The sequence below is a fragment of the Glaciimonas sp. GNP009 genome, assembly GCF_054343755.1.
This window is the reverse complement of the sequence record NZ_JBTGUV010000004.1, coordinates 5,113,938-5,137,627: the sequence shown is the minus strand read 5'-3', so window position 1 is coordinate 5,137,627 and position 23,690 is coordinate 5,113,938. Positions and strand designations below refer to the sequence as shown.

Below are 23,690 nucleotides of genomic sequence, written 5' to 3'. Positions count from 1 at the left end.
CCATGATCTTCAACGGGTCAGTTCGTAAGAGCTATATTAAAAATCCTGCTTATGATAATTTGAGCGTTAATCATGGGCCAAACTTGCTGACGATTAGTTCGTCCACGCGTCACAAACTTACACCTTTTTAACAAACTCCGATTTTAGACTCATGGCACCAAAACCATCAATTTTGCAGTCGATGTCATGGTCGCTATCGACCAGGCGAATATTCTTTACTTTGGTTCCCATCTTGAGTGTTCCACCGGAGCCTTTTAGTTTTAAATCCTTGATGATGCTCACCGTGTCACCGTCTTGTAAAATATTTCCTGCCGAGTCACGGTAGACTTTGTCATTCTCTTCTATCGACTCCGCGTTGGCATTTGCCGGCCATTCATGTGCACATTCCGGACAGATGTAAAGCGCACCATCCTCGTAGGTAAATTCGGAATTGCATTTTGGGCATACTGGTAAAGTCATCATGATCTTGTCTGTCCGGAAACGGCTATAGATATAAAAGGATCTTAGTATACTGCGTGCCGCTGATAAACATGGCGAGCGATTGGTGCGATTGGATATGGACGAACTCAGAATAGTGCCTTGCAATAATCGCTATTAACCAATAGTTTACCTAATAAGACTACTCAAGGATCCTTAAATCATGCAAAACAAAACTGTCACATTGGCATTGCAGGGAGGAGGATCGCACGGGGCCTTCACATGGGGAGTATTGGATCGACTGCTTGAAGATGGAAGGGTCGAAATTGAGGGCGTCAGCGGTGCCAGTGCGGGGGCGATGAATGCGGTCGTGATGAGTCATGGTTTCGCTGTTGGAGGTCGGGATGGTGCGCGTCAGGCTTTATCCGACTTTTGGGATAGTGTCAGCACTAACGACCTTTTCACCTTCATGCCGCATCATGCGTTAAGCGACAGAGCAATTGCCCGACAAGCGTCCTCGACTGCCGTCATGAAGGGCTTTTTTTCAATGATGCGGTTATTTTCCCCGTATCAATTTAATCCTTTTGACCTTAATCCACTTCGCGACATTCTGGTAAAGCAGATTGATTTTGATCGACTGCGTTCGCATGGAACGATCAAACTGTTTGTAGCCGCGACACAAGTCAGCTCCGGCACATTAAAAATATTTCGCAATCACGACCTCAGTCTGGACGCATTGTTGGCGTCTGCTTGCCTGCCGTCCATGCATCATGCGATAAAGATCGATGGTGAAGCATATTGGGATGGTGGGCTTACCGCTAATCCGCCTATTTTTCCGTTACTGCATCTATGCACCTCGCCAGATATTATGGTCGTTTTGTTGCATCCTTTCCGACGTCCCAAAACGCCAACCACCTCCGATGAAATCGGGCAGCGGCTGACGGAAATCAGTTTTAGTTCCGCCTTTTTTACTGAATTAGGTGGTATTGCGCTTGCCAGACGCAATATTGAGGATGATCCGGAGGCCAGCGGTAAACTTGAGCAGCGTCTCAAAAATCTCAATATGCATTTAATCGATGCAGACGATTTGATGAGCCATTTAAGTGTCTCCAGCAAACTCAACATAAAGGCATCTTTTATCAACGCATTGCGCGATGCTGGTCGTCAACAAGCAGGTATCTGGCTGGCGGGAAAATTTGATGATCTGGGTCGACGTTCTTCCTTTGATATTGATCAATTTCTTCCATGAGCACCAATCGAAGTAGCCATTATTACTAGCTCAGTTTAAGTAGTTGTGAATAAGTCTATAATTCAACAGCACATCCATCCATCAAACATACGATTAAAGTAGCAGGAATCAAACAATGACTCAACCATGAAGACTTCCCAATCGGATTTCATTCACATTCGCGGCCTTCGTTATCACATTCGGCGATGGGGATCACCCGATGCACCGTTGTTATTTATGTTGCATGGCTGGATGGATGTCTCAGCATCTTTTCAATTTGTCGTTGATCAACTTGCGCAAGATTGGCAAGTCATCGCACCCGACTGGCGCGGCTTTGGTCTAACCCAATACGGGCCGGCCGATGTGTATTGGTTTCCAGATTATCTGGCGGACCTTGACGCTATTTTGCTGCATTATGCGGGAGATGAACCGGTCAACTTGCTCGGTCATAGCATGGGTGGAAACGTCGCAGGACTATATGCTGGCGTGCGACCACAGCGGATTCGTAAATTAATTAATCTGGAGGGATTCGGTCTTGGCGTAACGCAGCCAGAACAGGCACCTCTGCGTTACGCTAACTGGCTTGATGCGTTACAGCTCAAGCCCACCATGCAGACTTACCCCACGCAGGCGGCAGTTGCTGCGCGTTTAAAAAAGAATAATCCACGGCTAACGAATGCGCGTGCCGATTTTCTTTCTGGTTATTGGGCCTCTGAGACCAGTCCTGGGAAATGGGAAATTGCAGGCGATCCGGCTCACAGGCTTGTGAATCCAGTATTACCGAAAGTCGAAGAGTTACTGGCTTGTTGGCGGCGCATCACCGCACCGGTGTTGTGTGTGGAGGCCGCAGAGACGGCTATTTGGCAGTCTTGGGGTGGCAAGGAAGCGATACGCGCAGAAATTGACCGGCGCATGGCGTGCATTAATGACGTTCGCTTTGTCTCAATCGCCGATGCGGGACATATGATGCATCACGATCAGCCCCAATTGCTGGCCGCGACGATCGAGGAATTTTTGGCTGAGCCAATAGCGCTTCCTATGCTCGTTGCATCTGAATGAATCCTGATCGCTCGGATGCATCGAGAGCGCGTGATAAGTATCGGAATGTCTATCCCTCACAAAATCACGCGAATGCTAAAGATCATCCATCATGAAGGTTTGTCGTCGCCACGCAAAAAAACCGTGGTGTCATTGATCCGATCAATCCGACCCGCTGCCATTTCCGCCAGCATATGAGATGACGAAATAGCGAGGCGCAACAAGTGTTCGGTGTCCATAATATCCAGCGTTGGCATCGTCCCGTTGTCTCGATCAGTGTTACTGAAGTGGGCCAGATCAATACATGTTTTTATACCTTGGCAAACATCGACCGTCAGGGCATAAAATTGTGCATGTCGATCACCGCGATGTTGAGGAAGCAACCAGGAAAATGATTTATGAAATGCTTCGATTTCAGAAGTCGGCGATTGTGGAGGATTGGTTTGCTTGTTCATGATTTTGGCTCGAATACACCAACGAACGCTACTAAGGCGTTAGACAGATTAGTTTGGCCTTCGAAGGTTTGGAAGCGGGGAGGTTTGGACGTGATCGTGCTTCGCATTATTTTTTCCTTGTACGGTTACACCGCGCCCGCGACTAAACGGGTGGGCGGCAAATGGCGGGGTTAGTCGACCAGCGTACAAGGTTACCGGCATACCCGAAGGTATCCCCACCACCACCGCCCATTGAGGACAAGCGAAGGAAGAGCCACACTTAAGAAGCGGCATTGAGCCGTTCGTGCGCCTTGTACATGTCGAGCGACTAAACCCGTTCCCCTTTTTATTGGGGACGGGAAGAGTATAAATCAAGCTAGTCCGGTTTGTGAAGATTTGATCGCCAAATCGATAAACGCCGACATCAATATGTCCCAAATAGGACTTACGCAAACTGTTCCCAGCGGGGTTGTGCTTTCCTAGCCGTGTTGGCGCGTACTGTCTTCGTCGGTACGCCTTGCTTGGAACAGTTTGCGTAAGTCATATTATTGTGCAGCCGCAGCAAAGGGGGCGTATCGCGCGTACAATCATAGATTGATAGCGACTTTTGAACTGTTTCTTAATGCTGAATGTAGATCTCCATTGTCACTCGAATATTTCCGACGGAATGTTAACGCCGACGGCGGTGGCTGCGCGTGCCAAAGCTAACGGCGTTGACGTCTGGGCCTTAACCGATCACGATGAGGTGAGTGGGATAGCCGAAGCGCGGGCCGCCGCGCGCGTGCTCAATCTGCAGTTTGTGACAGGCGTCGAAATTTCGATTACGTGGGCCGGTCACACGATTCATATCGTTGGGCTAAAAATCGACGAAACCAATCAGGCGCTGCTCGACGGTCTGGCCGCAACGCGTGGTGGACGTGAGCGGCGTGCGCGTGACATGGCTGCTCAATTAGCGGCAATCGGTATTCCGTATGCATTTGAGGGAGCACTGAAGCATGTGGGCAATCCGGATTTGATTTCCCGGACCCATTTTGCGCGCTATCTGGTGGAAATTGGACGTTGCGCCGATACCCACGAAGTCTTTCGCAATTATTTGACTGAAGGTAAACCAGGTTACGTGCCGCATCGTTGGGCTAGTCTGGCGCAGGCGGTTAACTGGATTCGCGGTGCTGGCGGCATTGCAATCGTCGCCCATCCGGGGCGCTATCATCTGAGTGATGTCGCATTTGGTGCGTTCTTCGATGAATTTAAGCAATTGGGTGGTACGGCGATAGAGGTTAACACCGGAAGTCACTCGCCAGATCAATATGTTGAATATGCAAAAGTGGCCGCGACCTACGGTTTTCTAGCATCACGCGGGTCAGATTTTCATAGTCCTGGCGAATCCCGTGTCGATCTTGGCGCCTTGCCGCCATTGCCTGATAATGTGATACCGGTCTGGCACGATTGGGCTTTACAAGAACAAAATTAAACGGGCCCGCGTCTTGCCTAACGGATTACCCATTCAATTCGTCAGACAAGAACCGATATTTCTGCGAGAGTGAAAACATGTTTCGGCCGCGTTTAGGCCGATTCCCCATAAAATTTTCTGGCAAAATCGCGTATTTGGGGAAAACTAAGGCTGGAGTGTTAAAAATAGAGAACGTTGTTATAAGGTCGTTGTCAAAGCGCCGTACCTTGAAATTAGTAATAACAGTCTCATTTATGTTACATCCATCACTTAGGAGTCCTGCGCATGAAACGTATTTTCCTGTTCCTCGCCACAAATATTGCAGTAATGCTGGTGTTGAGCGTCGTCCTATCGTTGCTGGGCGTGGACCGTTTTCTGACGCGCAGTGGCCTCGATATACCAAAATTAATGGTATTTTCGCTGATAGTTGGCTTCGCAGGTTCAATTTTTTCGCTATTGATCAGCAAGTGGATGGCGAAACGCTCTACCGGTGCGCACGTGATTGTTTCGCCGTCCAACTCTACCGAGGTCTGGTTGGTCGACACGGTCGGCAAGTTGGCACAACGCGCAGGGATCGGTATGCCGGAGGTCGCAGTATTCCAAGGCGAGCCTAACGCATTTGCGACTGGGGCTTTTAAAAACTCTGCATTGGTGGCGGTTTCGACCGGCCTGCTTGAAAGCATGACGAAAGAAGAAGTTGAGGCGGTGCTTGGGCATGAAATCGCGCACATTGCGAACGGTGACATGGTGACGATGACACTCATCCAAGGCGTTTTGAACACTTTCGTCGTGTTTTTGTCCCGTGTCATTGGTTACGCGGTTGATCGCGCCATGTCACGTGGTAACAATGATGGTCCCGGTATTGGTTACATGATCTCCGTGATCGTTACGCAAGTGGTGTTGGGAATTGGTGCTTCAATGATCGTAGCCTGGTTCTCGCGCCACAGGGAGTTTCGGGCTGATGCCGGTGCGGCTAAATTAATGGGCAGTAGTCTGCCAATGCAACACGCACTGGCTCGTCTCGGTGGCGGCCAGGCAGCTTCGTTGCCGGAATCGATGGCAGCGATGGGTATTAACGACAAGCCTGGATTTATGGCGCTATTTTCAAGCCATCCACCGATCGAACAACGGATTGCAGCGTTACGTAATCCTCACGTTACAGCACTGTAATCATTCAAAATAGGGTGTAAAACCACCGTTGAAGGAATGTAGCAGGGCGGCGGTAGTCTATTGACTATCGCCGTTTTTATATTTAGAGAGTTAGAACTATGAGCCAGTTTTTTCACATTCATCCCGATAACCCCCAACTTCGGTTGATTAAACAAGCGGTCCAAATTATTCAATCCGGCGGAATCGTTGCGTTGCCAACCGACTGCTGTTATGCCTTGGTGTGTCAGTTGGATAATAAAGATGCGGTCGAGCGATTGCGCCGGATTCGCGGCGTGGATGACAAACACCACTTGACGCTGTTATGTAAAGATCTGAGCGAAATTTCGGAATATGCCAAGATTGATAATCGGCAATTTCGTCTTTTAAAAAGTGGCACGCCCGGGCCTTATACTTTTATTTTGGGCGCATCAAAGGAAGTGCCACGCCGGTTGAGCCATCCATCACGCAAAACGATCGGCTTGCGCGTGCCTGAAAATGTGGTCGTGCAAGCTTTATTGGAAGAGTTAGGTCAGCCATTAATTGGTACTACGCTGATTCTGCCGGGTAGCGGATTGCCGTTGACTGAAGCCGATGAGATTCGCGATCAACTGGAGAAGCAGGTGGAATTGGTTATCGATAGTGGCGCGTGTAGTTTTGAGCCAACTACGGTGATTGATTTGACCGCAGATGAGCCAATGCTAATTCGTCAGGGACGCGGCGATATCCAGATGTTTGGCTTATAGTCATGCCAAAATACAATTAATTCGTGTTACTCTTTTTTAGCGAATGATTTTAACTGGTCATTTGTTCCGAATTTGCCGGGCTTTTGGGCCTCTCTGTTAAACTTCTGCTAATGAATGAACTAATTCAAACTATTGCCGTACTAGCGTTACCCATGCTTTTCGCCATTACCTTGCACGAAGCGGCACATGCTTATGCAGCGAAGTATTTTGGTGATTCCACAGCTTACATGTTGGGTCGCATGAGTCTCAATCCTGTCAAGCACATTGATCCTTTTGGCACTGTACTGATTCCGTTGTTAATGTATTTTTCCACTGGTGGCGCATTCCTCTTTGGCTATGCAAAACCTGTACCGGTCAATTTTGGTCAGTTGCGCAAACCTAAACGTGACATGGCATGGGTGGCCTTGGCCGGGCCAGCCGCAAATTTGGTAATGGCACTCGGTTGGATGTTGTTATGGATCGGGTTGGCTGCCTCTGGATCGGAAGCCAAGGATTTCTTTGTAATGATGGCACAAGCCGGTATCCGGATAAATCTGGTGTTATTTGCGCTTAATTTGTTTCCGCTGCCGCCGTTGGATGGCGGTCGTATTCTGTTTAGTTTGTTGCCGCATACATACGCGTTTAAACTTGCCAAGATTGAGCCATATGGTTTCTTTATCGTATTAGCTTTGTTATTGATCAAGTTACCGCAATTTGGCGATCAACCTACTTTGTACGTCGTGTGGATTACGCCATTGATGCATATCGCGTCGACTGTTCTACAATGGATCGTGACACCGCTACTGATGCTGTTGCGTTGACACAGCATTCCCCTTTCATCTTGCTACTCTGACATCTCACAATTAACTATGTATCCTGATCGCGTTGTATCTGGCATGCGCCCCACTGGCGCATTGCATCTTGGCCATTATCACGGCGCTTTGAAAAACTGGGTTCGGTTGCAATCCGAACTGCCTTGTTTGTTTTTTGTCGCTGACTGGCACGCGCTGACCACTCACTATGACGATCCAAGCCAGATCGAAACAAGCACGTGGGATATGTTGATTGATTGGCTTGCTGCGGGTGTTGATCCCTCACAATCGACATTGTTTATTCAGTCGAAAGTGCCGGAGCACGCCGAGTTGCATTTACTGCTATCAATGGCGACGCCACTTGGGTGGTTGGAACGTGTTCCGACTTATAAGGATCAGCAAGAAAAGCTCGCTGATCGCGATCTGGCTACCTACGGTTTTCTTGGTTACCCGTTGTTGCAAGCAGCTGACGTGCTGATTTATCGTGCCACGCAAGTGCCGGTCGGTGACGATCAGGTCCCCCACATCGAAATGATGCGAGAGATCGCCCGTCGCTTCAATCATCTATATGGCAAAGAAAAAGGCTTTGAAGAAAAAGCGCAAGATGCCGTCAAAAAATTAGGTAGCAAACGCGCCAAGTTATACAACGAACTGCGCGTTGATTTTCAGCAGAAGGGGAGCGAAGAGGCTCTCGAGCAAGCCAAAGCGATGCTGGACGATGCGCAAAATCTGTCAATGATTGATCGTGAACGTCTATTTGGATTTCTGGAAGGAAGTCGCAAATTGATTCTTTCCGAGCCTCAAGCGCTGTTGACGGATGCGTCTCGCTTGCCAGGCCTGGATGGCCAAAAAATGTCGAAAAGCTATGGCAACTCGATCGCCTTGCGCGATGACAAAGACGTCGTTACCAAGAAGGTGCGCACGATGCCAACTGATCCGGCACGCGTGCGACGCACTGATCCGGGTGAGCCGGCCAAGTGCCCTGTTTGGCAGTTTCATTTGGTGTATTCCGATACTGCCACGCAGGAGTGGGCGGCAAAAGGCTGTCGCTCGGCTGGCATTGGTTGTCTGGAGTGCAAGCAACCGGTGATTGATGCCATCGTCCGCGAGCAAGAGCCTATGCACGAGCGAGCGCAACAGTATCTGGATGATCCTTCGCTGGTGCGCGCCATTGTTGCCGATGGCGCAGATCATGCCCGCAAATTGGCGCAAGATACGATGCGCGACGTGCGTGAGGCGATGGGTTTGAGCTACAGTTGATTGATAGTCTCCTTATTTGTCTAATCATGTATGGGTGCCTGACACGATGATTGTTAAACCGATGACGACCACAGCGTTGCCTGTATCCAGCTGGGTTAGTCGTTTTGCGTCAGCCATTCCAGCCGGACAGGTTCTCGATTTGGCTTGCGGTGAAGGGCGCCACAGTCTATTTTTGGCGACGTCGGGCAAGGATATGTTGGCGGTGGATCGTAATCCGAACCTGCTCGCCGGTATTGCGGCAACACAAATTGCCACATACCAGATTGATTTAGAAACTGGCGACGACGATGCGCTTGCCGAATTGTTTCAACCGGCGCGGTTCTCTGGTGTGGTGGTGACGAACTATTTATATCGACCGCTAGTTGCCTTAATGCTTGATAGCATTGCCAATCAAGGCATCTTGTTATACGAGACCTTTGCTGAAGGTAATCAACAGTTTGGCAGACCCAGTAACCCCGATTTTTTGCTGGAACATGGAGAATTGTTGCGGTGGTTGGAGGCTGATAGCGAGAATGTCTGGCATGTTGTCGCGTTTGAGGAAGGTTTTGTTGAGCGACCTAAGCCAGCCATGATTCAGCGGATTTTCGCGATAAAAGGAACTGCTAGTTCCGTTAGCGGTCTACGCCTAGATTAAAATATTATCTGAGCCAAGCTTGTTTTTTTGATTCTGTATTTTCAATAATTTCAAAGATAGATTTTAAGCGTTAAATTACTTAGGTATCAATTTAGTAATTTAATTTGTTATTTGATTTGAATTGCAGGTGGAATTTCCCCATATTGGCGGCGATCCGCTACAATCAGGTTTTTATCTCTTTCGTATTGACTATCATGATCCAAGGTAGCATTGTTGCAATCATCACTCCCATGCATTCGGACGGCAGCCTTGATTTGCCAGGTTTACGTAATCTGATAGATTGGCACATCGCCGAAGGTACTGACGCCATTGTTATCGTCGGCACTTCAGGTGAATCGCCAACGCTCCCGGAAGCAGAGCATTGTGAATTAATCAAAGTTGCAGTGGAACATGCTGCAAAACGTATTCCGATCATTGCTGGCACTGGTGGCAACTCTACCGCTGAGGCTATCAATTTGACGCGCTATGCCAAAGAGGTTGGTGCAGATGCCTCTTTGCAAGTTGTGCCTTATTACAATAAGCCGACGCAAGAAGGCATGTATCAGCATTTTAAGAAAATTGCGGAATCTGTTGATCTGCCGGTCATTCTGTATAACGTACCAGGCCGTACGGTAGCGGATATGAGCAATGAAACGATTTTGCGTCTGGCGCAAATTCCCGGCATCATCGGGGTTAAAGATGCGACTGGTAATATTGCACGTGTTACTGATTTACTGCGTTTGGCACCGGCAGATTTTGCCGTATATTCCGGCGATGATGCGACCGCGATGGCACTTATGTTCTGCGGTGGCAAAGGTAATATTTCAGTCACTGCTAACGTCGCGCCTCGGGATATGCATTTGTTGTGTGTCGCAGCGATCAAAGGTGACGTAGCTGAAGCCATTCGGATAAATAATAAGTTGCTGCCGTTGCACGTTCAATTATTTATTGAGCCAAATCCGATTGCGGCTAAATGGGCATTGTGCGAAATGGGAATGATCCCTTCAGGAATACGTTTGCCTCTGGTGCCGTTGTCACCGGAATTTCACGCACCTGTCCGAGCAGCATTGCGCGAATCAGGTGTATTAAAATAAGCTGCGCTGACAGGCGTTTTCTCTAGAATTTTTCTCGTTCCATTCATTCTGTATTCACATGACTATTCGCAAGAACATTCCTTCGACATCACGCAGTGCTATTCAACGTAATCTTGTTTTCACTCTGGCATTAACCAGCTTGGCAGGTTGCTCCTCTATCAATTCAATGATGGAGCCGGATCGTATCGATTACAAAAGCGCTGATAAAGTAAAAACGCCAAAGCTTGATATTCCACCTGATTTGACGCAATTGCAGCGGGAAAATCGCTATGCTATTCCAGATTCAAATCAAGGAACAGCCACTGCTTCAGGTTATAACCTTCAACAAGGTATTAAATCCGCAGCTGATGTTGCCGTGATTGCGCCTAACGGTGCGCCGGATATGCATATCGAACGTGATGGCTCGCAGCGCTGGTTAGTGGTGCAAACTACTCCAGAGAAGTTGTGGCCAAAGATTAAAGACTTTTGGCAAGATTCAGGATTTTTGATCAATACCGAAAATCCTGATACTGGCGTAATGGAAACCGATTGGGCCGAAAATCGGGCCAAGATACCACAAGATTTTCTGCGTAATACGCTGGGTAAAGTATTCGATTCAATCTATTCGACGGGGGAACGTGACAAGTTCCGTACGCGCCTTGAACGTGGGCCAAACGGTACGACCGAAGTTTATATCAGTCATCGCGGCGCGGAAGAGGTGCTTACTGGCGCTTCAAAAGAAACGAGTATCTGGACTTCGCGCCCAGAAGATCCACAGTTAGAAGCTGAGTTTTTGTCGCGTTTGATGTCTCGCCTCGGTGCGGATCAGGTGAAGGCAAAAGCGGCGGTGGCTAATTCACCGTCGTTACAAGCGCGTTCTAAGCTTGTAAAGGGTGCTCTCGGGACGAGTTACGTTGAAGTAGACGAAAGTTCTGATCGCGCTTGGCGACGTGTTGGTTTGGCGCTTGATCGCGTCGGCTTCACAGTAGAAGATCGTGATCGCACGCAAGGTGTCTATTTTGTCCGATACGTCGATCAAGATGAAGAGGCTAAAGACAAGAAATCAGCTGGTTTCTTCTCAAAAATGTTCACAAGTTCTAAGAAGGACGATAAAAAGGCTGCCCGCTATCGGGTCGTTGTAAAGGCTTCCGGTTCGGCGAGTCAGGTTGCAGTGCAGAATAACGCAGGTCAACCAGAAACGTCGCCAGCGGGAGACAAAATCCTGACTTTGTTGAACGAGCAACTTAAGTAATTGTTTGTAGTGTTGTTTTTGCAATTGTGTCGCAGTTAGTGCTGCGAGGCAATTGCATCTTAGGATTAGTCGTTGAAATTTGCCAGCCTCGGAAGCGGTAGCGAAGGTAATGCCTTATTGATTTCCAGCGCTTCTGCTACCCCTTCTACTGAAACCAAAGCCACAACCAACGTTATGTTGGATTGTGGCTTTGGCATTAAAGAGACCGAACGTCGTTTGGCTAGGTTAGGTCTCGATCCCACTGATTTATCTGCTATTGTTGTCACACATGAGCATCAGGATCATATTGGTGGTGTCTTCAAACTAGCTCGCCGTTATGCATTACCCGTATGGCTGACGCATGGCACCTTTGCTGCCATCTCAAAATCACTTAAAACGCGTAGTGCGGTTGAGATGCATTTTTGTCGCGATGGTGAAGTTCTGACTATCGGAGATTTGGAATTGACGCCCTATACCGTTCCTCATGACGCCAGAGAGCCGGTGCAATACGTTGCTAGTGATGGCACGTTACGGCTTGGCGTGTTAACCGATGCTGGAAAATCCACAAATCACTTGATTCGCGCTCTAAACGGTTGTCACGCACTTGTTTTAGAGTGCAATCATGATAGTCAGATGCTTCTCGATTCAGCTTACCCACCTTCACTTAAGCGTCGTATCGGCGGTGAGTATGGGCATCTTTCAAATGATGTTGCTGCAGACATCTTGGCTGCGTTAGATCAGTCGGTTTTGCGTAAAGTAATCGGCGCGCATTTAAGTCTGCGTAATAACACTCGCGAACTCGCACTGGCAGCGCTTAATCGCGGCAGAAAAAATCAAGATATTGAATTAACGATTGCCTGTCAGGAAGACGGATTCGATTGGATCGACATTTGTTAAAAATGAAGAGTATCCATAGAGGTTTGTAGCCGAGCAGGTTTTGACTTAAGTCTTACTAAGCCCTATTACATATGGTTACAAATAGGATAAGAAAATTGAATCCAGTGATGTTGAATGCAGCATATTTTTGTATTATTACAACAAAAAAGCCGACCCTAAGGTCGGCTTTTTTTAAAGCAACCAAATATTACTTGGATGCAGCAGGAGCGGCAGCAGCGTCAGGTGTCGAAGCAGCAGGAGCAGCAGCGTCAGGTGTCGAAGCAGCAGGAGCAGCAGCGTCAGGTGTCGAAGCAGCAGGAGCAGCAGCAGCGTCAGGTGTCGAAGCAGCAGGAGCAGTCATCGAAGCAGCTGTATCAACAGCAGGCGCTTCGTCTTTTTTACCGCAAGCAGCCAAAGCCAAAGCCAACAGGGAAGCGATCAATAGTGTTTTTTTCATGGATATTCCTTCAGTAGTAATCAAAATTTTGTGCGATGAATAATTACCGGTAATTATCGCTCTAAGGATGCTTTTGCAGTGCTTTGCACTAAATACGTGCATTACAACAATAAAAACTTTCCAGCTGCGAATTATAGCGGATTTTGTCAAATATGATACTGTAGGTTTTCTTTTTAGTAAGCATTTGTATCAAACTAACATCCTTTAATTCACTCCTTTTGCCCTTTAATTAACGTTTATTAGATTTCCATAGGGAAACTAGTGGTTTCTCTGAAAATTTTGTTATACGGCATTGTTTAAATAATAATTCATTATTGGAATTGTTATTTTCAAACTAGCCCAATGTAATCCAGCCGTCCTCGTACCAAGTATATAGCGCCTCAAGTACGTCGGTTGAAACCATACTAGCCGCATCGCCATCCAATTTACGCTGATCAGCCAACGCACATAAAGAGCCTTTATCTTCGCGACCGGCAGCGAACGACTCGCCATTAATAAACACATGTTTGCCACGATAAAGCATTTGTGTCTTGCGCGACAGGCTTACGCCCCGTTTGGCGATCGATGCCGTGAACCGCGATAGTGTCAAAGGGCGTTTTGGAGATTCAAAAAATACGGTCGCTTTTGGATCCGACAAATACTCGCCCATAAAAATCGCGATGTCATCGTCGGTAAAGCGCACTTTATTAAGTGCCTCCGAAACCTGCGATAGCATGTTGCGGCTAATTTCTGCTGGATGTTTGGTGGGAGCCAGGTCGGCGTCGGCGTATCGGCCGGGTAGGTCGATAGATTCAGCCATGAACTGCAAAAAGGCTTCCCCAAGCTCTTGAAACGCTGGTGCACGAAATCCTATTGAATAAGTCATGCATTCGCCGATTGCATTGCCTTCGTGGGCATATTGCGGTGGCAAATAGAGCATGTCGCCAGGTTCAAGTACAAATTCTTGTTCTGGTGCGAAGTTTTTAAGAATTTTTAGTGGACTTCCTTCGACCAGTGTCAAATCTTGTGCTGCGCCGATTTTCCAGCGACGTTGTCCATGCGCTTGCAGTAAAAAGACATCGTAAGAATCAAAATGTGGCCCGACACCGCCCGTATCAGTTGCATAGCTGATCATCAGATCATCAAGGCGTGTATCGGGAATGAAGCGAAACTGTCGGAGTAAGGCATCGACTGTATCGTCGTGCAAATTGACGCCTTGAACAAGGAGAGTCCAATCCTTTTTATCGGCCTCCGGCAAGGTGCTAAACGGCCCATTTTCAACTTTCCACTCTTGCTTAAAATGGCTGATTAGACGCGATTCGACGTCATCTCGCGATGCCATTTCAAATAATGTTGCTGAGGACAGCAGTGGTTTGAAGTCCGGCAAAGCCTGGCGAATCAATAAAGGTTTTTTGTGCCAGTAATCGCGCAAAAATTGCGCAGGCGAAAGGCCGCCCAACAACGTAAAATTTTTCATAGGCTGCATTATATCGGGTTGGATAGGGTTCCATACTCCACCTGCTACACCTTACACAAATACTTCCAAGTTTATCGATTAACTGATTTGGCACGGTGAAAAATGTTTCTTAAAGAACACTTGGTCGCAGACTTCGACAATTTTCTGTTATTTGCATTATTTTTGTTAATCAATACTCAGTAAATTGCCTTAACGACTTGGAGGGTGGCTTTATCAATATCAAGCCCTTCGGATAAATTTTTCTCGTTACGCAGACCTGATGAATTCGGCGGGTATAATCTGAGCGCATATTATATGAAAGGAATGATCATGAAGATTGCCAAGAATACCGTAGTGACGGTCCACTACAAATTGTCAGATGCTCAAGGCAACTTGATCGAAGAGAGTAGCCAGCCGATGATCTATTTGCATGGTGGTTACGAAGGCACACTGCCGAAGATTGAGGAAGCGCTGGATGGCAAGGAAGTTGGCTACAATGTTGAATTGCAGGTGGAGCCGGATGATGCCTTTGGTGAATATGATTCGAATCTGGTAAAGATCGAAGCACGCAACCGTCTACCAACACCACTAGAAGTGGGCATGCAGTTTGAAGGAACGCCAGACGGCGAAGATGACGATGAGCAAGCGTTAGTTTTCACAGTGACTGATATTGCCGATGATAAAGTTGTGCTGGATGGTAACCATCCACTAGCTGGCATCGCGCTGCGTTTCGATCTGACAGTAGGAGAAGTGCGCGAAGCAACGGACGAGGAAATTGTTCATCAACACGTCCATGGCGCACACGGTCATGGTCATCATGATGATTTGGATGATGAGTCTGCGGACGAATTCCGTAGCCACCCGATTCATTAAGATAGTACGCATTTGGCGATTGCTATTGGCAGCCATCAATAAAAAAGCCGTAAGCGTTGAATCATTCAGCGCTTACGGTTTTTGATATTTATTTTTTGATATTGATTATGTTATGTCAATTAAATAACATAAAATTTTAATATTATTTATTAAATATTATTTATTCAATATCAATTATTACTATTCCTCTTGCAATTGTTACTGCGTTGCAAGAAAAATGAAAAAATGATTTAAATACCCATTTTTTATCGTTAGTTGCGGGTTTTGTCGATGGCAAAATAGTGCGGATTGCGCGTGTCTACCGTTACTTTCGCCCACGAGGATGCTATTTCCATATCGCCAAGATTCTTTTTCCAGACAACGTCAGTAGTGGATGGCGCGCTGTTGGAAGGTGGTCCGTGAATAATTAAGACCTTACCCGAAAATTTAGTTGCCAGTGCGGTAATGGCGTGACGCATCTCAACAAAGCCATCGCGCTTTACATTAAAATCAAATACGCGTCTTCGCTGCACGGCGAGTGGATCACCGTCACAAAATAAAACTATACCATCTGATTTATTTTGCTCAGCAATGTTCAAGATTCGTTGCAACCATTCCTTGTTAGCAATTAAACGATCTTCAAATTCGCTGTTGCGGCCGCCTTCAGACGTATAGTGGTTATTTCGTGCAGGCAAATTGACGGTGGCAAACGTTACATTACCAATCTCCCAACGTGCATTTTCAACGTATGTGCGAAACTTTGGTGACGTGGATTGGCGGTTCAGCGGGATTCTGGTTTCACCTAACGAAAAATCATCCGAAAAAAATAATTCACGGAGTCGGTTGAGACGTTCAAACGAAGTAGAGCGTCCGATTTCATTTTTGCATGCGACCCAATCGCTAGCGGAGGGTGAAACGATCATGCCATTTTTTGCGCTATTCAAGAGCGCCTTACGTTCTTGGTACAGTTTATCTGAGCAAGGCTCTTTTTCCGATTTTATGCCATTGGTGACAACGAATGCCAGATTTTCGTCATCAGTCTGGCTAATAGCCGTGCGCACTGCGACTTCATCAGAAGTGCTTCGGAATGGATGGCCAATAACGCCAAAACTAAAGCTGCTGGTTTCTCCCTGGTCGGTAGCAAGAGCAGCGCCAGATAACCAGCCGATAGTAAGTATAAACGCCGCGACGATCCCCGTACTGGCCATGCTTTGGGATCGTGCTACTGGCACAGGACCGGACATTGTTCTAGCCCACAAGCACACCTCGTTCATGCGACTCTGACCGCTTGGGCAGTTGGTGGTGTTTTCTCGGATGACGCAGCATTGGGCCCTGCTTTGCTCAAATGCTTCAGGTGATATAAGTGATCCAATGCTTCGCGCGGGGTTAAGGTGTCTGGGTCAATGACCGCTAGCGCATCAAGCAATTCACTTTCCAGTGATTGATCCTGAACCTGAATTGAATCAAGCGCTTCGTCGCCACTATCCTGATAATTCGCTGGCGCATTTGAAAACAAGTCGAATTGCGGCGTGGCCTGGACCGACTGCGATTCCAGAAGTGCCAGATGCTTGCGGGCGGCTTTGATGACTGCCGTTGGCACGCCCGCCAGTTGCGCCACTTGCAAGCCGTAACTCTGCGATGCAGGGCCGGGCTGGACAGCGTGTAAAAATACAATGCTGTCTTTATGCTCAACCGCAGACAGATGCACGTTCGCTGCTGTAGCGTGGATATCGGGCAATTGGGTTAGTTCAAAGTAATGGGTGGCGAAGAGCGTAAAACAGCGGGTTACGTCAATTAATTGTTTGGCGATCGCCCAAGCCAGCGCCAGTCCATCAAACGTCGATGTGCCGCGTCCGACCTCATCCATCAAAACCAGTGAACTTTCACTTGCGCCATTAAGGATGGCTGCGGATTCGGTCATTTCGACCATAAAGGTAGAGCGGCCGCCTGCTAAATCATCAGCTGCACCAATACGCGTGAATATGCGATCTATCGGACCTATTATTGCGTTGGTGGCAGGGACATAACTGCCGACATAGGCCAGCAAAGTAATGAGCGCGACTTGCCGCATAAAGGTTGATTTGCCGCCCATATTAGGGCCAGTAATCAATAGCAATTTATGCTCTGCAGACAGCATGCAATCGTTGGCAATAAAGTGTTCAATTTGCTTTTCAACTACCGGATGCCGGCCTTGCTCGATCTGGATCGCAGGTTCGGTAGTCAATTGTGGCGCGCACCAATCGTGACGTGCTGCATGCGACGCTAATGCTACCAAGGTGTCGATTTGGGCCAGCGCTTGAGCGATCGTTTGTAATGTTGCTATGTGTGGTGCCAGATCGAGTAATAATTGTTCATATAATACTTTTTCTCGAATGAGTGCGCGCTCTTGAGCAGACAATGCCTTATCTTCAAACGCTTTCAATTCGGGAGTAATGTAACGCTCTGCGTTTTTCAGTGTTTGACGGCGGCGATAGTCATCTGGCACTTTGTCGGTTTGACCATGTGTCACTTCGATATAAAAACCATGTACTTTGTTATATTCAACACGTAGGTTGGCAATGCCGGTACGTGCGCGTTCACGGGTTTCCAGATCGATCAAAAACTGTCCGGCATTTTCGGATAATCCTCGCAACTCATCTAGCTCTGCATCAAATCCGGCGGCAATGACGCCGCCATCGCGGACCATGGTTGCTGGTTCGGCGGCCACTGCACGCTGCATCAATGTGAGGCATGCCACCGGGGTTGCTAATGCCTGATATAGCGTGCGTAACAACGGTATTGGATATTCGGTCTGCTCGACTGCGTGCGCCCCATTTTTACTAACATCACCTTCGCTAACACCGTCACAAAGCGCGACATTGGCGCGGATCGCTTCCAATTGCTGCAAACCATCCCGCAGCCCGGCTAGGTCACGTGGTCGCGCAGAAAGCAGTGCGATGCGTGTGGTAATGCGCTCGATATCAGGGACTTCAGCGAGTGTGGTTGACAAGTCTTTTCCGGTCTCGGCGGCGAGCAGCGCGCCAATCGCCACGTGCCGTCCTTGCGCTACGGATTGCGCACGTTTGGCATGGTGTAGCCAATGACGCAACAGTCGGGATCCCATTGCGGTGCGGCAATGATCCAATAATGAAAATAGGGTTGGTGCACCGGACGCAGAATCCTCGCCACGGATGGTTTCAGTGAGCTCCAGATTACGGCGGGTGGCAGCATCCAGACCAATGAATTCATTTTCAGTTTCTACGGTCAAGGCGCGGACGTGCTGCAAGCCTTTTCCCTGTGTTGACTGTGCGTAGCGTAGTAGTGCGCCAGCGGCGCCGACAGCGGTGCTTAGACCTTCGGCGCCAAAGCCGCTTAATGTGCTGACAGCCAGTTGGTCAAGCAACGCTTTTTCACCATTTGGAATATCGAAGTGCCAGTCCGGCACAGTCGTCGCTTTATTAATCAACGTCTGGCCGTGCAAAGTGCTTAATAAAGGGCTGACAAGTTCGCCCATCAAAATCTCTGCCGCTGCGATGCGTTCCAGTTCTTGTTTAAGGCGTATGTCCAGCGCTTTAATATCGCCGCTGAATTCCATCATTTTTAGCGCGCCACTAGCCATGGTAAGCCAGGCTAATCCAACTGTTGCGGTCTTACGTTGCTTGTGTTGGGTAAAGGAAAGGGCCAATAACGGTTGTTCCAATTTTTCTGGCAGCAGGTTTGAGTCTGTGAGTGTGCCAGGCGTTACGACGCGTAATACTTTACGCTCGACGATCCCTTTGCTCGTCGCTGGATCACCGATTTGTTCGGCAAGTGCGACTGATTCACCGACTTTGACCAGCTTGGCCAGATATTGGTCGGCGGCGTGAAAGGGGATGCCACACATCTTGATCGGTGCGCCATTGTAAGTACCGCGAGAGGTCAGCGTGATACCAAGTAAGCGCGAGGCTTTTTCTGCGTCTTCAAAGAACAGCTCGTAAAAATCGCCCATGCGGAAGAAAACGAGCGTGGTCGGATAATCTGCTTTTATGCTGAGATACTGGGCAGTGCCGGGGGAAATTTTTAACTTTTCTACAGTCATCCGGTTATCACTCGCACATCAATTAATCTATTGTTTACTGCGTTAAACATTTTTCTCTTTCAATACAAAGCGCTTTTACTTTTACTCTTGCCATCGCGGCTTGATAGGATTGTTGCAATTTATTTATTTCAATTATGCGAAACGTTGTTTGCAATCTATTGAATTTTAAACGTTTTCAAGCGCAAATGGGTATGCCGTTGACGATTGGCTCTGACTACGATTCTGATTCAGATACAACATATTTAATTGAGAAAAAGCGTAAGCCGCGCAATCAGCAAGACCGGTCCGAACAAACCTTCTGCGAGTATTGTCTTCTCTCGCGCATCATTTACGACGCTACTTTTTTAGCCAGTCCAGCACACCGAGGCCTGCTTTTCGACCGGATGCAAAACATGCGGTTAACAAATAACCACCAGTAGGCGCTTCCCAGTCAAGCATTTCACCAGCGCAAAATACGCCTGGAATAGCTCGTAACATCATGTTCTTATCAACTTCATTAAACATAACGCCGCCGGCACTGCTGATTGCCTCATCAATCGGCCTTGCTGATACCAACGATATGGGGAGTGCTTTAATGGCAAGCGCGAGTTTGGTTGCATCAGCAAATGCCGTTGATGCGCACTCTCTTAGTAAGCCGACTTTTACCCCTTTGAGTCCAAGTCGACTTTGTAAATGACTTGACCATGATCGGGAACCGCGAGGGTGTGTCACTTCTGTAAGGACGCGCTCATGGGACCAGTCTGGCAATAAATCCAGATGGAACCTGACGCTGCCGTGGCGTCCAATGTGATCGCGCAAACGTGCAGAAATGGCGTAGATCAGGCTACCTTCGACGCCGTCAGCACTGATCACGAACTCCCCTTGTTTATAGAAAGGTATATTTTGATTGTTCGAAGGAGGTGTTTGATGTACGTCGTCGTTCAAATCCGGTAGCGCGATAGCGACCGATTTTAAATGGTGACCAGCAAATCGCTCTTTAAAATAATCACTCCACTCAACATTGAAGCCGCAGTTCGACGGCAATAACGGCGAAACGGAGATTTTTCGGCTAGCCAATAATGGAACCCACGCACCGTCAGAACCCAGGCGTGCCCAACTTCCTCCGCCAAGTGCCAATAATATTACATTGGCTCTGACCGTCAGGACACCATCTGGTGTTGAAAACGAACAATCACCTTCAGCATTCCAGCCTGTCCAACGATGCCGCATGTGAAATCGCACACCCGCTAAACGCAGACGATGTAACCAGGCGCGTAGCAGCGGCGCAGCTTTCATGTCGGAAGGGAACACGCGTCCGGACGATCCGATAAAGGTCTCAATGCCTAAATTCTTCACCCATTTGCGTACGGCATCGGGGCCAAATTCCTGAAGCAGCGGCCCCATGTCGTTCGCATGGGAGCCGTAACGTAATAAAAAATCCGTGTAAGGCTCGGAGTGCGTAATGTTCATACCGCCTTTGCCAGCTAGCAAAAATTTGCGACCGACTGATGGCATCGCATCATAAACGGCTACCGGAACACCGTTGGAAGACAATGTTTCCGCCGCCATCAGCCCGGCCGGGCCACCGCCAATAATGACGACTGCTGGGATGCTTGAATGTGGGGAAGAAATCATGGTAATTGTGGGGCTTAAGCGACGGATGTCTTAAAGCAGACAGAGGGCGTAGTCTACGCTGCAGCGAGTCAACTGCCAATCAGTAACCGTCGGTAGCTGATTGGCAGTTGATTTGTTTGTCAATACGGAGAATGTTGTTGAAATTCTTTTTTATTCGTATTAGATCAATTTTTTCAATCAGGTTCATATCTTTTATGCTGTGCAGGGCGCGTTCTGCCTTATTATATTATGTTGTGATCGCTATTCAGAATCATCCTCCTCCTTGGGATACCATTCATAGTAGGCGTTGAAAGTTTCCGTCATTTCGTCTATTTGCTGCCGAGGAAATCTATCGAACGAATAGGTTTTTGGGGATCCCTCAGTACGAACATTTCTGCCGACCGATGCAGATGATGTCCAATATTGATACATAACACCACCTGATTCCCTTTTTTCCGTAAGATATTCCTTGGCTTTTTTGTCGCCGCCAGAGTCTGCGGGTAGCTTAGTAAAACAGGATTGGTCAATGGTGAAACGCGGATCCGGTTTGGAGGTCGGAGCGAATTGCTCAAGTACATTCCCTGGAGAAAATTTCCCCTCATCAAGGGTATGGGCGATAGGGAATTTGACCCACGAATCCGCGACGACCACCTCACTGGAATCAATTTCACGCTGGTCTCCTATGAGCACAAAATTATGATCCATCCCTTCAGCGGCGACTCGAAATAGGGGACTTTTCGTGGGCTCCGATAGTAATAACGCGGCGGTTACCTTTGAGTGCTCTGAACAATTGCCTACGCCCGATGTGACGATAGCTTTTAGTGATTGTCCATCTTCCGCTAACAACCTGATACGTCGCCTCAGAATATTCTCTGCATTCGTTCGCCATACGTCGGCAACTTGGTTTGTTGATCCAAAAGGTAAGGCTACCTGGGTCAACCGAATCGCTTTGTCGGCCATCAAAAGTTCACTAAGTATTTTTTTGTGACGATGCGTGGTGCGCTGTTACTCACTTCGACCTCCCAAACGTAGCGGGCCATACTAGAATCTGGATAGTTTGCGATCCTTGGACAATCTACCTGCGTTCCGTCTGAGGGCGTTTGATATGCATTAAGAATCACTGGGGAATTCGTGACTGAAACCAGTGCTTTTATAAACAGGGCGTTTGAACGTCCTTCGCTAACTGGGGTATTAGCGGAAAATTGTTGAAGCGAGATATTGCTCAATGAGGAAGCGGATGTAATCGGCACTAAGTTGATCCTAATGTAAGTTCGCATGATTGTTTTCTTCGAGTATCTGATCAAACAAATGAATCAAAGAGCTTATTTCTGCCATACCTTCTCTAGCGTAAAAAAATTGATTCAAAACAGGGAATCGAGGCGGCACATTTTTGCTGTAATTGGCAAAAAATATAAAAATTGTCGTGTCAGCGTATACCACGTGCAAAACCACAATTCAAGGTTTTTTGGTGAGGGCTAAAAAAGGGGGCGGGTAACTTGCTGATCAGATCGCCAGATCATCTGCACGCAGTATTGAAAGTGCTGACATTGGCTTATCTTGTTGATGGTTTAAGCATCGCGGCTGATCCACAAGTTTTTGGACATTGTAGGGATACGCACCTCTAGAGTGGTGGTGCGCTTTGTAGCTCGTGCATCGATGGGAGGTAATTCCTCGTTTTAGATCAAGCGCGGAATCGGCTATTCGTCCCGCTAGTAAAGTTATAAAACCGATTGTGCACACAAGAAAATAGGGCGTTCTTGTAAAAAAGATGTGATACTTTTTTACCCAGCATAACTATCATGGAGCAGGACAGAGTATTGCGTTAGTCATATAAAGATAAGAACTGGCGGTGTTCCACTTTAGAGAATTGGCTAACGCCATTTAAAGCGTTATAAGATTATTCTATTCGAGAGAAAACTTGAGTTTGTTGATGACTTCGCGCCAACGACTCACATCTTGCTTCATCAATTCACCTGTTTTTTTACTATCCAGATACGACGGTTCTAGTCCTGTTGCGCGTAGCTTGACTGCGAGGTCGGGGTCCGCCATCACTTTCGCTAAATCGTCGCTAATTTTTTTTATGATCGCCGGAGGTGTTTTTAAGGGCGCAACCAAGCCGTACCAGACGTTCACATCAAAACCTGGCATCCCGCTTTCGGCCAGTGTTGGTACATCGGGAAGCCCAGAAAAACGCGTCGCCGTAGTCACGGCTAACGGACGTATCCGGCCTTGCTTGATCAGGCCATCAAACGCAGCCATTGACCCGAATGACAATTGCACCTCATTCGACAATAGGGCCACCACTGAAGGACCCGAGCCCTTATAAGGTACGTGTGTCATCTGGACGCCAGAGCGCATGTCAAACATTTCGCCGGCCAGATGCGTTGTTGTGCCAGAACCTGCCGATCCATAATTAATCTTGCCCGGGTTGGCTTTGGCATAGGCTAAAAAGTCAGCGAAAGTTTTGACCGGTAACTGGTCATTGACCAGTACAACCATTGGCGTGCTCGCATACCTGCCTATGGGGGCAAAATCACGGAGCAAGTCCCATGTCAGGTTGCGGTAAACCGTTGTATTGATAGTGTAGGAATTCACCAGTAGCAGAATCGTGTAGCCATCAGGTGCGGCTTTAGCGACTAGGGCGGCGGCGATATTGCCAGCCGCGCCTGCTCGGTTCTCAATAATGACTGGTTGATCCCAAAGGACCGAGAGCTTTTGAGCGACCAGTCGGGCAGAAATATCCGCGCCACCTGGTGCAAAACCGACGACGATATGGACCGGATGATCAGGAAACGCTTGTGCTGCAGTAGCTAACCCGATGCACAATAAAAAAACTGCTATATGTCTACAACGATTCATTATGGAGCCTGCTTATATGGAGGTTAAACCTAATGTCAATTTTCGAAATTTAGAAAATTAATTCGTAATCTAAAAATAGAACCATACAGCATTACGCACTACTTACTATGAAAATTTATAATAAATTATGCTGA

At 47.8% G+C, this 23,690-nt stretch carries 21 protein-coding genes; 12 read left to right on the top strand and 9 right to left on the bottom strand.

Annotated elements, in window-relative coordinates:
- Positions 1-117 precede the first annotated feature (117 nt).
- Entirely contained in the window at positions 118-462 is a 345-nt protein-coding gene (locus ACXX82_RS23625; protein ID WP_322238961.1) for a zinc ribbon domain-containing protein YjdM, read from the bottom strand.
- Positions 463-640: 178 nt separating this feature from the next.
- On the opposite strand from ACXX82_RS23625, the gene ACXX82_RS23620 reads away from it, so the two are divergent.
- Positions 641-1,666 carry a patatin-like phospholipase family protein gene (locus ACXX82_RS23620; RefSeq protein ID WP_322238959.1) on the top strand — a complete coding sequence of 342 codons (1,026 nt, stop codon included), beginning with the start codon at positions 641-643 and terminating at the stop codon, positions 1,664-1,666.
- 126 nt (positions 1,667-1,792) lie between these two features.
- Positions 1,793-2,704: an alpha/beta fold hydrolase gene (locus tag ACXX82_RS23615; protein WP_322238957.1), complete on the top strand. Its 912-nt coding sequence runs from the start codon at positions 1,793-1,795 to the stop codon at positions 2,702-2,704.
- A gap of 89 nt (positions 2,705-2,793) precedes the next feature.
- Here ACXX82_RS23615 and ACXX82_RS23610 read toward each other — a convergent pair whose 3' ends face one another.
- Positions 2,794-3,138 (bottom strand): hypothetical protein, encoded by a 345-nt coding sequence (locus tag ACXX82_RS23610; protein ID WP_458563830.1) that lies wholly within the window; start codon positions 3,136-3,138, stop codon positions 2,794-2,796.
- Between the two features lie 601 nt (positions 3,139-3,739).
- Here ACXX82_RS23610 and ACXX82_RS23605 point away from each other — a divergent pair.
- The 9 genes from ACXX82_RS23605 (at position 3,740) to ACXX82_RS23565 (ending at position 12,324) form a co-directional block, all read left to right on the top strand.
- A complete protein-coding gene (locus tag ACXX82_RS23605) occupies positions 3,740-4,588 on the top strand; it encodes a 3',5'-nucleoside bisphosphate phosphatase (RefSeq protein WP_322238954.1) in 849 nt (282 codons plus the stop codon).
- 264 nt (positions 4,589-4,852) lie between these two features.
- Complete coding sequence (gene htpX / locus ACXX82_RS23600; RefSeq protein WP_458563829.1) at positions 4,853-5,737, top strand: protease HtpX; 885 nt, start codon at positions 4,853-4,855, stop codon at positions 5,735-5,737.
- Between the two features lie 98 nt (positions 5,738-5,835).
- Positions 5,836-6,459 (top strand): L-threonylcarbamoyladenylate synthase, encoded by a 624-nt coding sequence (locus ACXX82_RS23595; protein WP_458563828.1) that lies wholly within the window; start codon positions 5,836-5,838, stop codon positions 6,457-6,459.
- Between the two features lie 110 nt (positions 6,460-6,569).
- A complete protein-coding gene (locus ACXX82_RS23590) occupies positions 6,570-7,259 on the top strand; it encodes a site-2 protease family protein (protein WP_322238948.1) in 690 nt (229 codons plus the stop codon).
- A 48-nt stretch (positions 7,260-7,307) separates the two neighbouring features.
- The gene (locus tag ACXX82_RS23585) at positions 7,308-8,510 is read left to right on the top strand and encodes a tryptophan--tRNA ligase (protein WP_322238946.1); all 1,203 of its coding nucleotides are present in this window, start codon (positions 7,308-7,310) and stop codon (positions 8,508-8,510) included.
- A gap of 46 nt (positions 8,511-8,556) precedes the next feature.
- Positions 8,557-9,144: a class I SAM-dependent methyltransferase gene (locus ACXX82_RS23580; protein WP_458563827.1), complete on the top strand. Its 588-nt coding sequence runs from the start codon at positions 8,557-8,559 to the stop codon at positions 9,142-9,144.
- Positions 9,145-9,338: 194 nt separating this feature from the next.
- Positions 9,339-10,217, top strand: a complete 879-nt coding sequence (dapA, locus tag ACXX82_RS23575) for a 4-hydroxy-tetrahydrodipicolinate synthase (RefSeq protein WP_322238943.1) — start codon at positions 9,339-9,341, stop codon at positions 10,215-10,217.
- Between the two features lie 58 nt (positions 10,218-10,275).
- Entirely contained in the window at positions 10,276-11,448 is a 1,173-nt protein-coding gene (gene bamC / locus ACXX82_RS23570; RefSeq protein ID WP_458563826.1) for an NlpB/DapX family lipoprotein, read from the top strand.
- 72 nt (positions 11,449-11,520) lie between these two features.
- Positions 11,521-12,324, top strand: coding sequence for an MBL fold metallo-hydrolase (locus ACXX82_RS23565; RefSeq protein WP_322238939.1), 804 nt, complete (start codon positions 11,521-11,523; stop codon positions 12,322-12,324).
- Between the two features lie 187 nt (positions 12,325-12,511).
- Here ACXX82_RS23565 and ACXX82_RS23560 read toward each other — a convergent pair whose 3' ends face one another.
- Complete coding sequence (locus tag ACXX82_RS23560; RefSeq protein WP_322238937.1) at positions 12,512-12,760, bottom strand: hypothetical protein; 249 nt, start codon at positions 12,758-12,760, stop codon at positions 12,512-12,514.
- Positions 12,761-13,094: 334 nt separating this feature from the next.
- Positions 13,095-14,216, bottom strand: coding sequence for a JmjC domain-containing protein (locus ACXX82_RS23555; protein WP_322238935.1), 1,122 nt, complete (start codon positions 14,214-14,216; stop codon positions 13,095-13,097).
- 309 nt (positions 14,217-14,525) lie between these two features.
- Here ACXX82_RS23555 and ACXX82_RS23550 point away from each other — a divergent pair, with 309 nt between their 5' ends.
- On the top strand, positions 14,526-15,068 hold the full coding sequence (locus ACXX82_RS23550; protein ID WP_322238933.1) for an FKBP-type peptidyl-prolyl cis-trans isomerase: 543 nt from the start codon (positions 14,526-14,528) through the stop codon (positions 15,066-15,068).
- 251 nt (positions 15,069-15,319) lie between these two features.
- Here the strand turns inward: ACXX82_RS23550 and ACXX82_RS23545 are convergent, their stop codons facing one another.
- From ACXX82_RS23545 to ACXX82_RS23525, 5 genes are all read right to left on the bottom strand, one after another.
- Entirely contained in the window at positions 15,320-16,291 is a 972-nt protein-coding gene (locus ACXX82_RS23545; protein WP_322238931.1) for a hypothetical protein, read from the bottom strand.
- Between the two features lie 26 nt (positions 16,292-16,317).
- A complete protein-coding gene (gene mutS / locus ACXX82_RS23540; RefSeq protein WP_458563825.1) occupies positions 16,318-19,104 on the bottom strand; it encodes a DNA mismatch repair protein MutS in 2,787 nt (928 codons plus the stop codon).
- A 336-nt stretch (positions 19,105-19,440) separates the two neighbouring features.
- Positions 19,441-20,718: a TIGR03862 family flavoprotein gene (locus ACXX82_RS23535; RefSeq protein ID WP_458563824.1), complete on the bottom strand. Its 1,278-nt coding sequence runs from the start codon at positions 20,716-20,718 to the stop codon at positions 19,441-19,443.
- 240 nt (positions 20,719-20,958) lie between these two features.
- Positions 20,959-21,657: a hypothetical protein gene (locus ACXX82_RS23530; protein WP_458563823.1), complete on the bottom strand. Its 699-nt coding sequence runs from the start codon at positions 21,655-21,657 to the stop codon at positions 20,959-20,961.
- A gap of 942 nt (positions 21,658-22,599) precedes the next feature.
- A complete protein-coding gene (locus ACXX82_RS23525; protein ID WP_322238923.1) occupies positions 22,600-23,556 on the bottom strand; it encodes a Bug family tripartite tricarboxylate transporter substrate binding protein in 957 nt (318 codons plus the stop codon).
- Positions 23,557-23,690 lie beyond the last annotated feature (134 nt).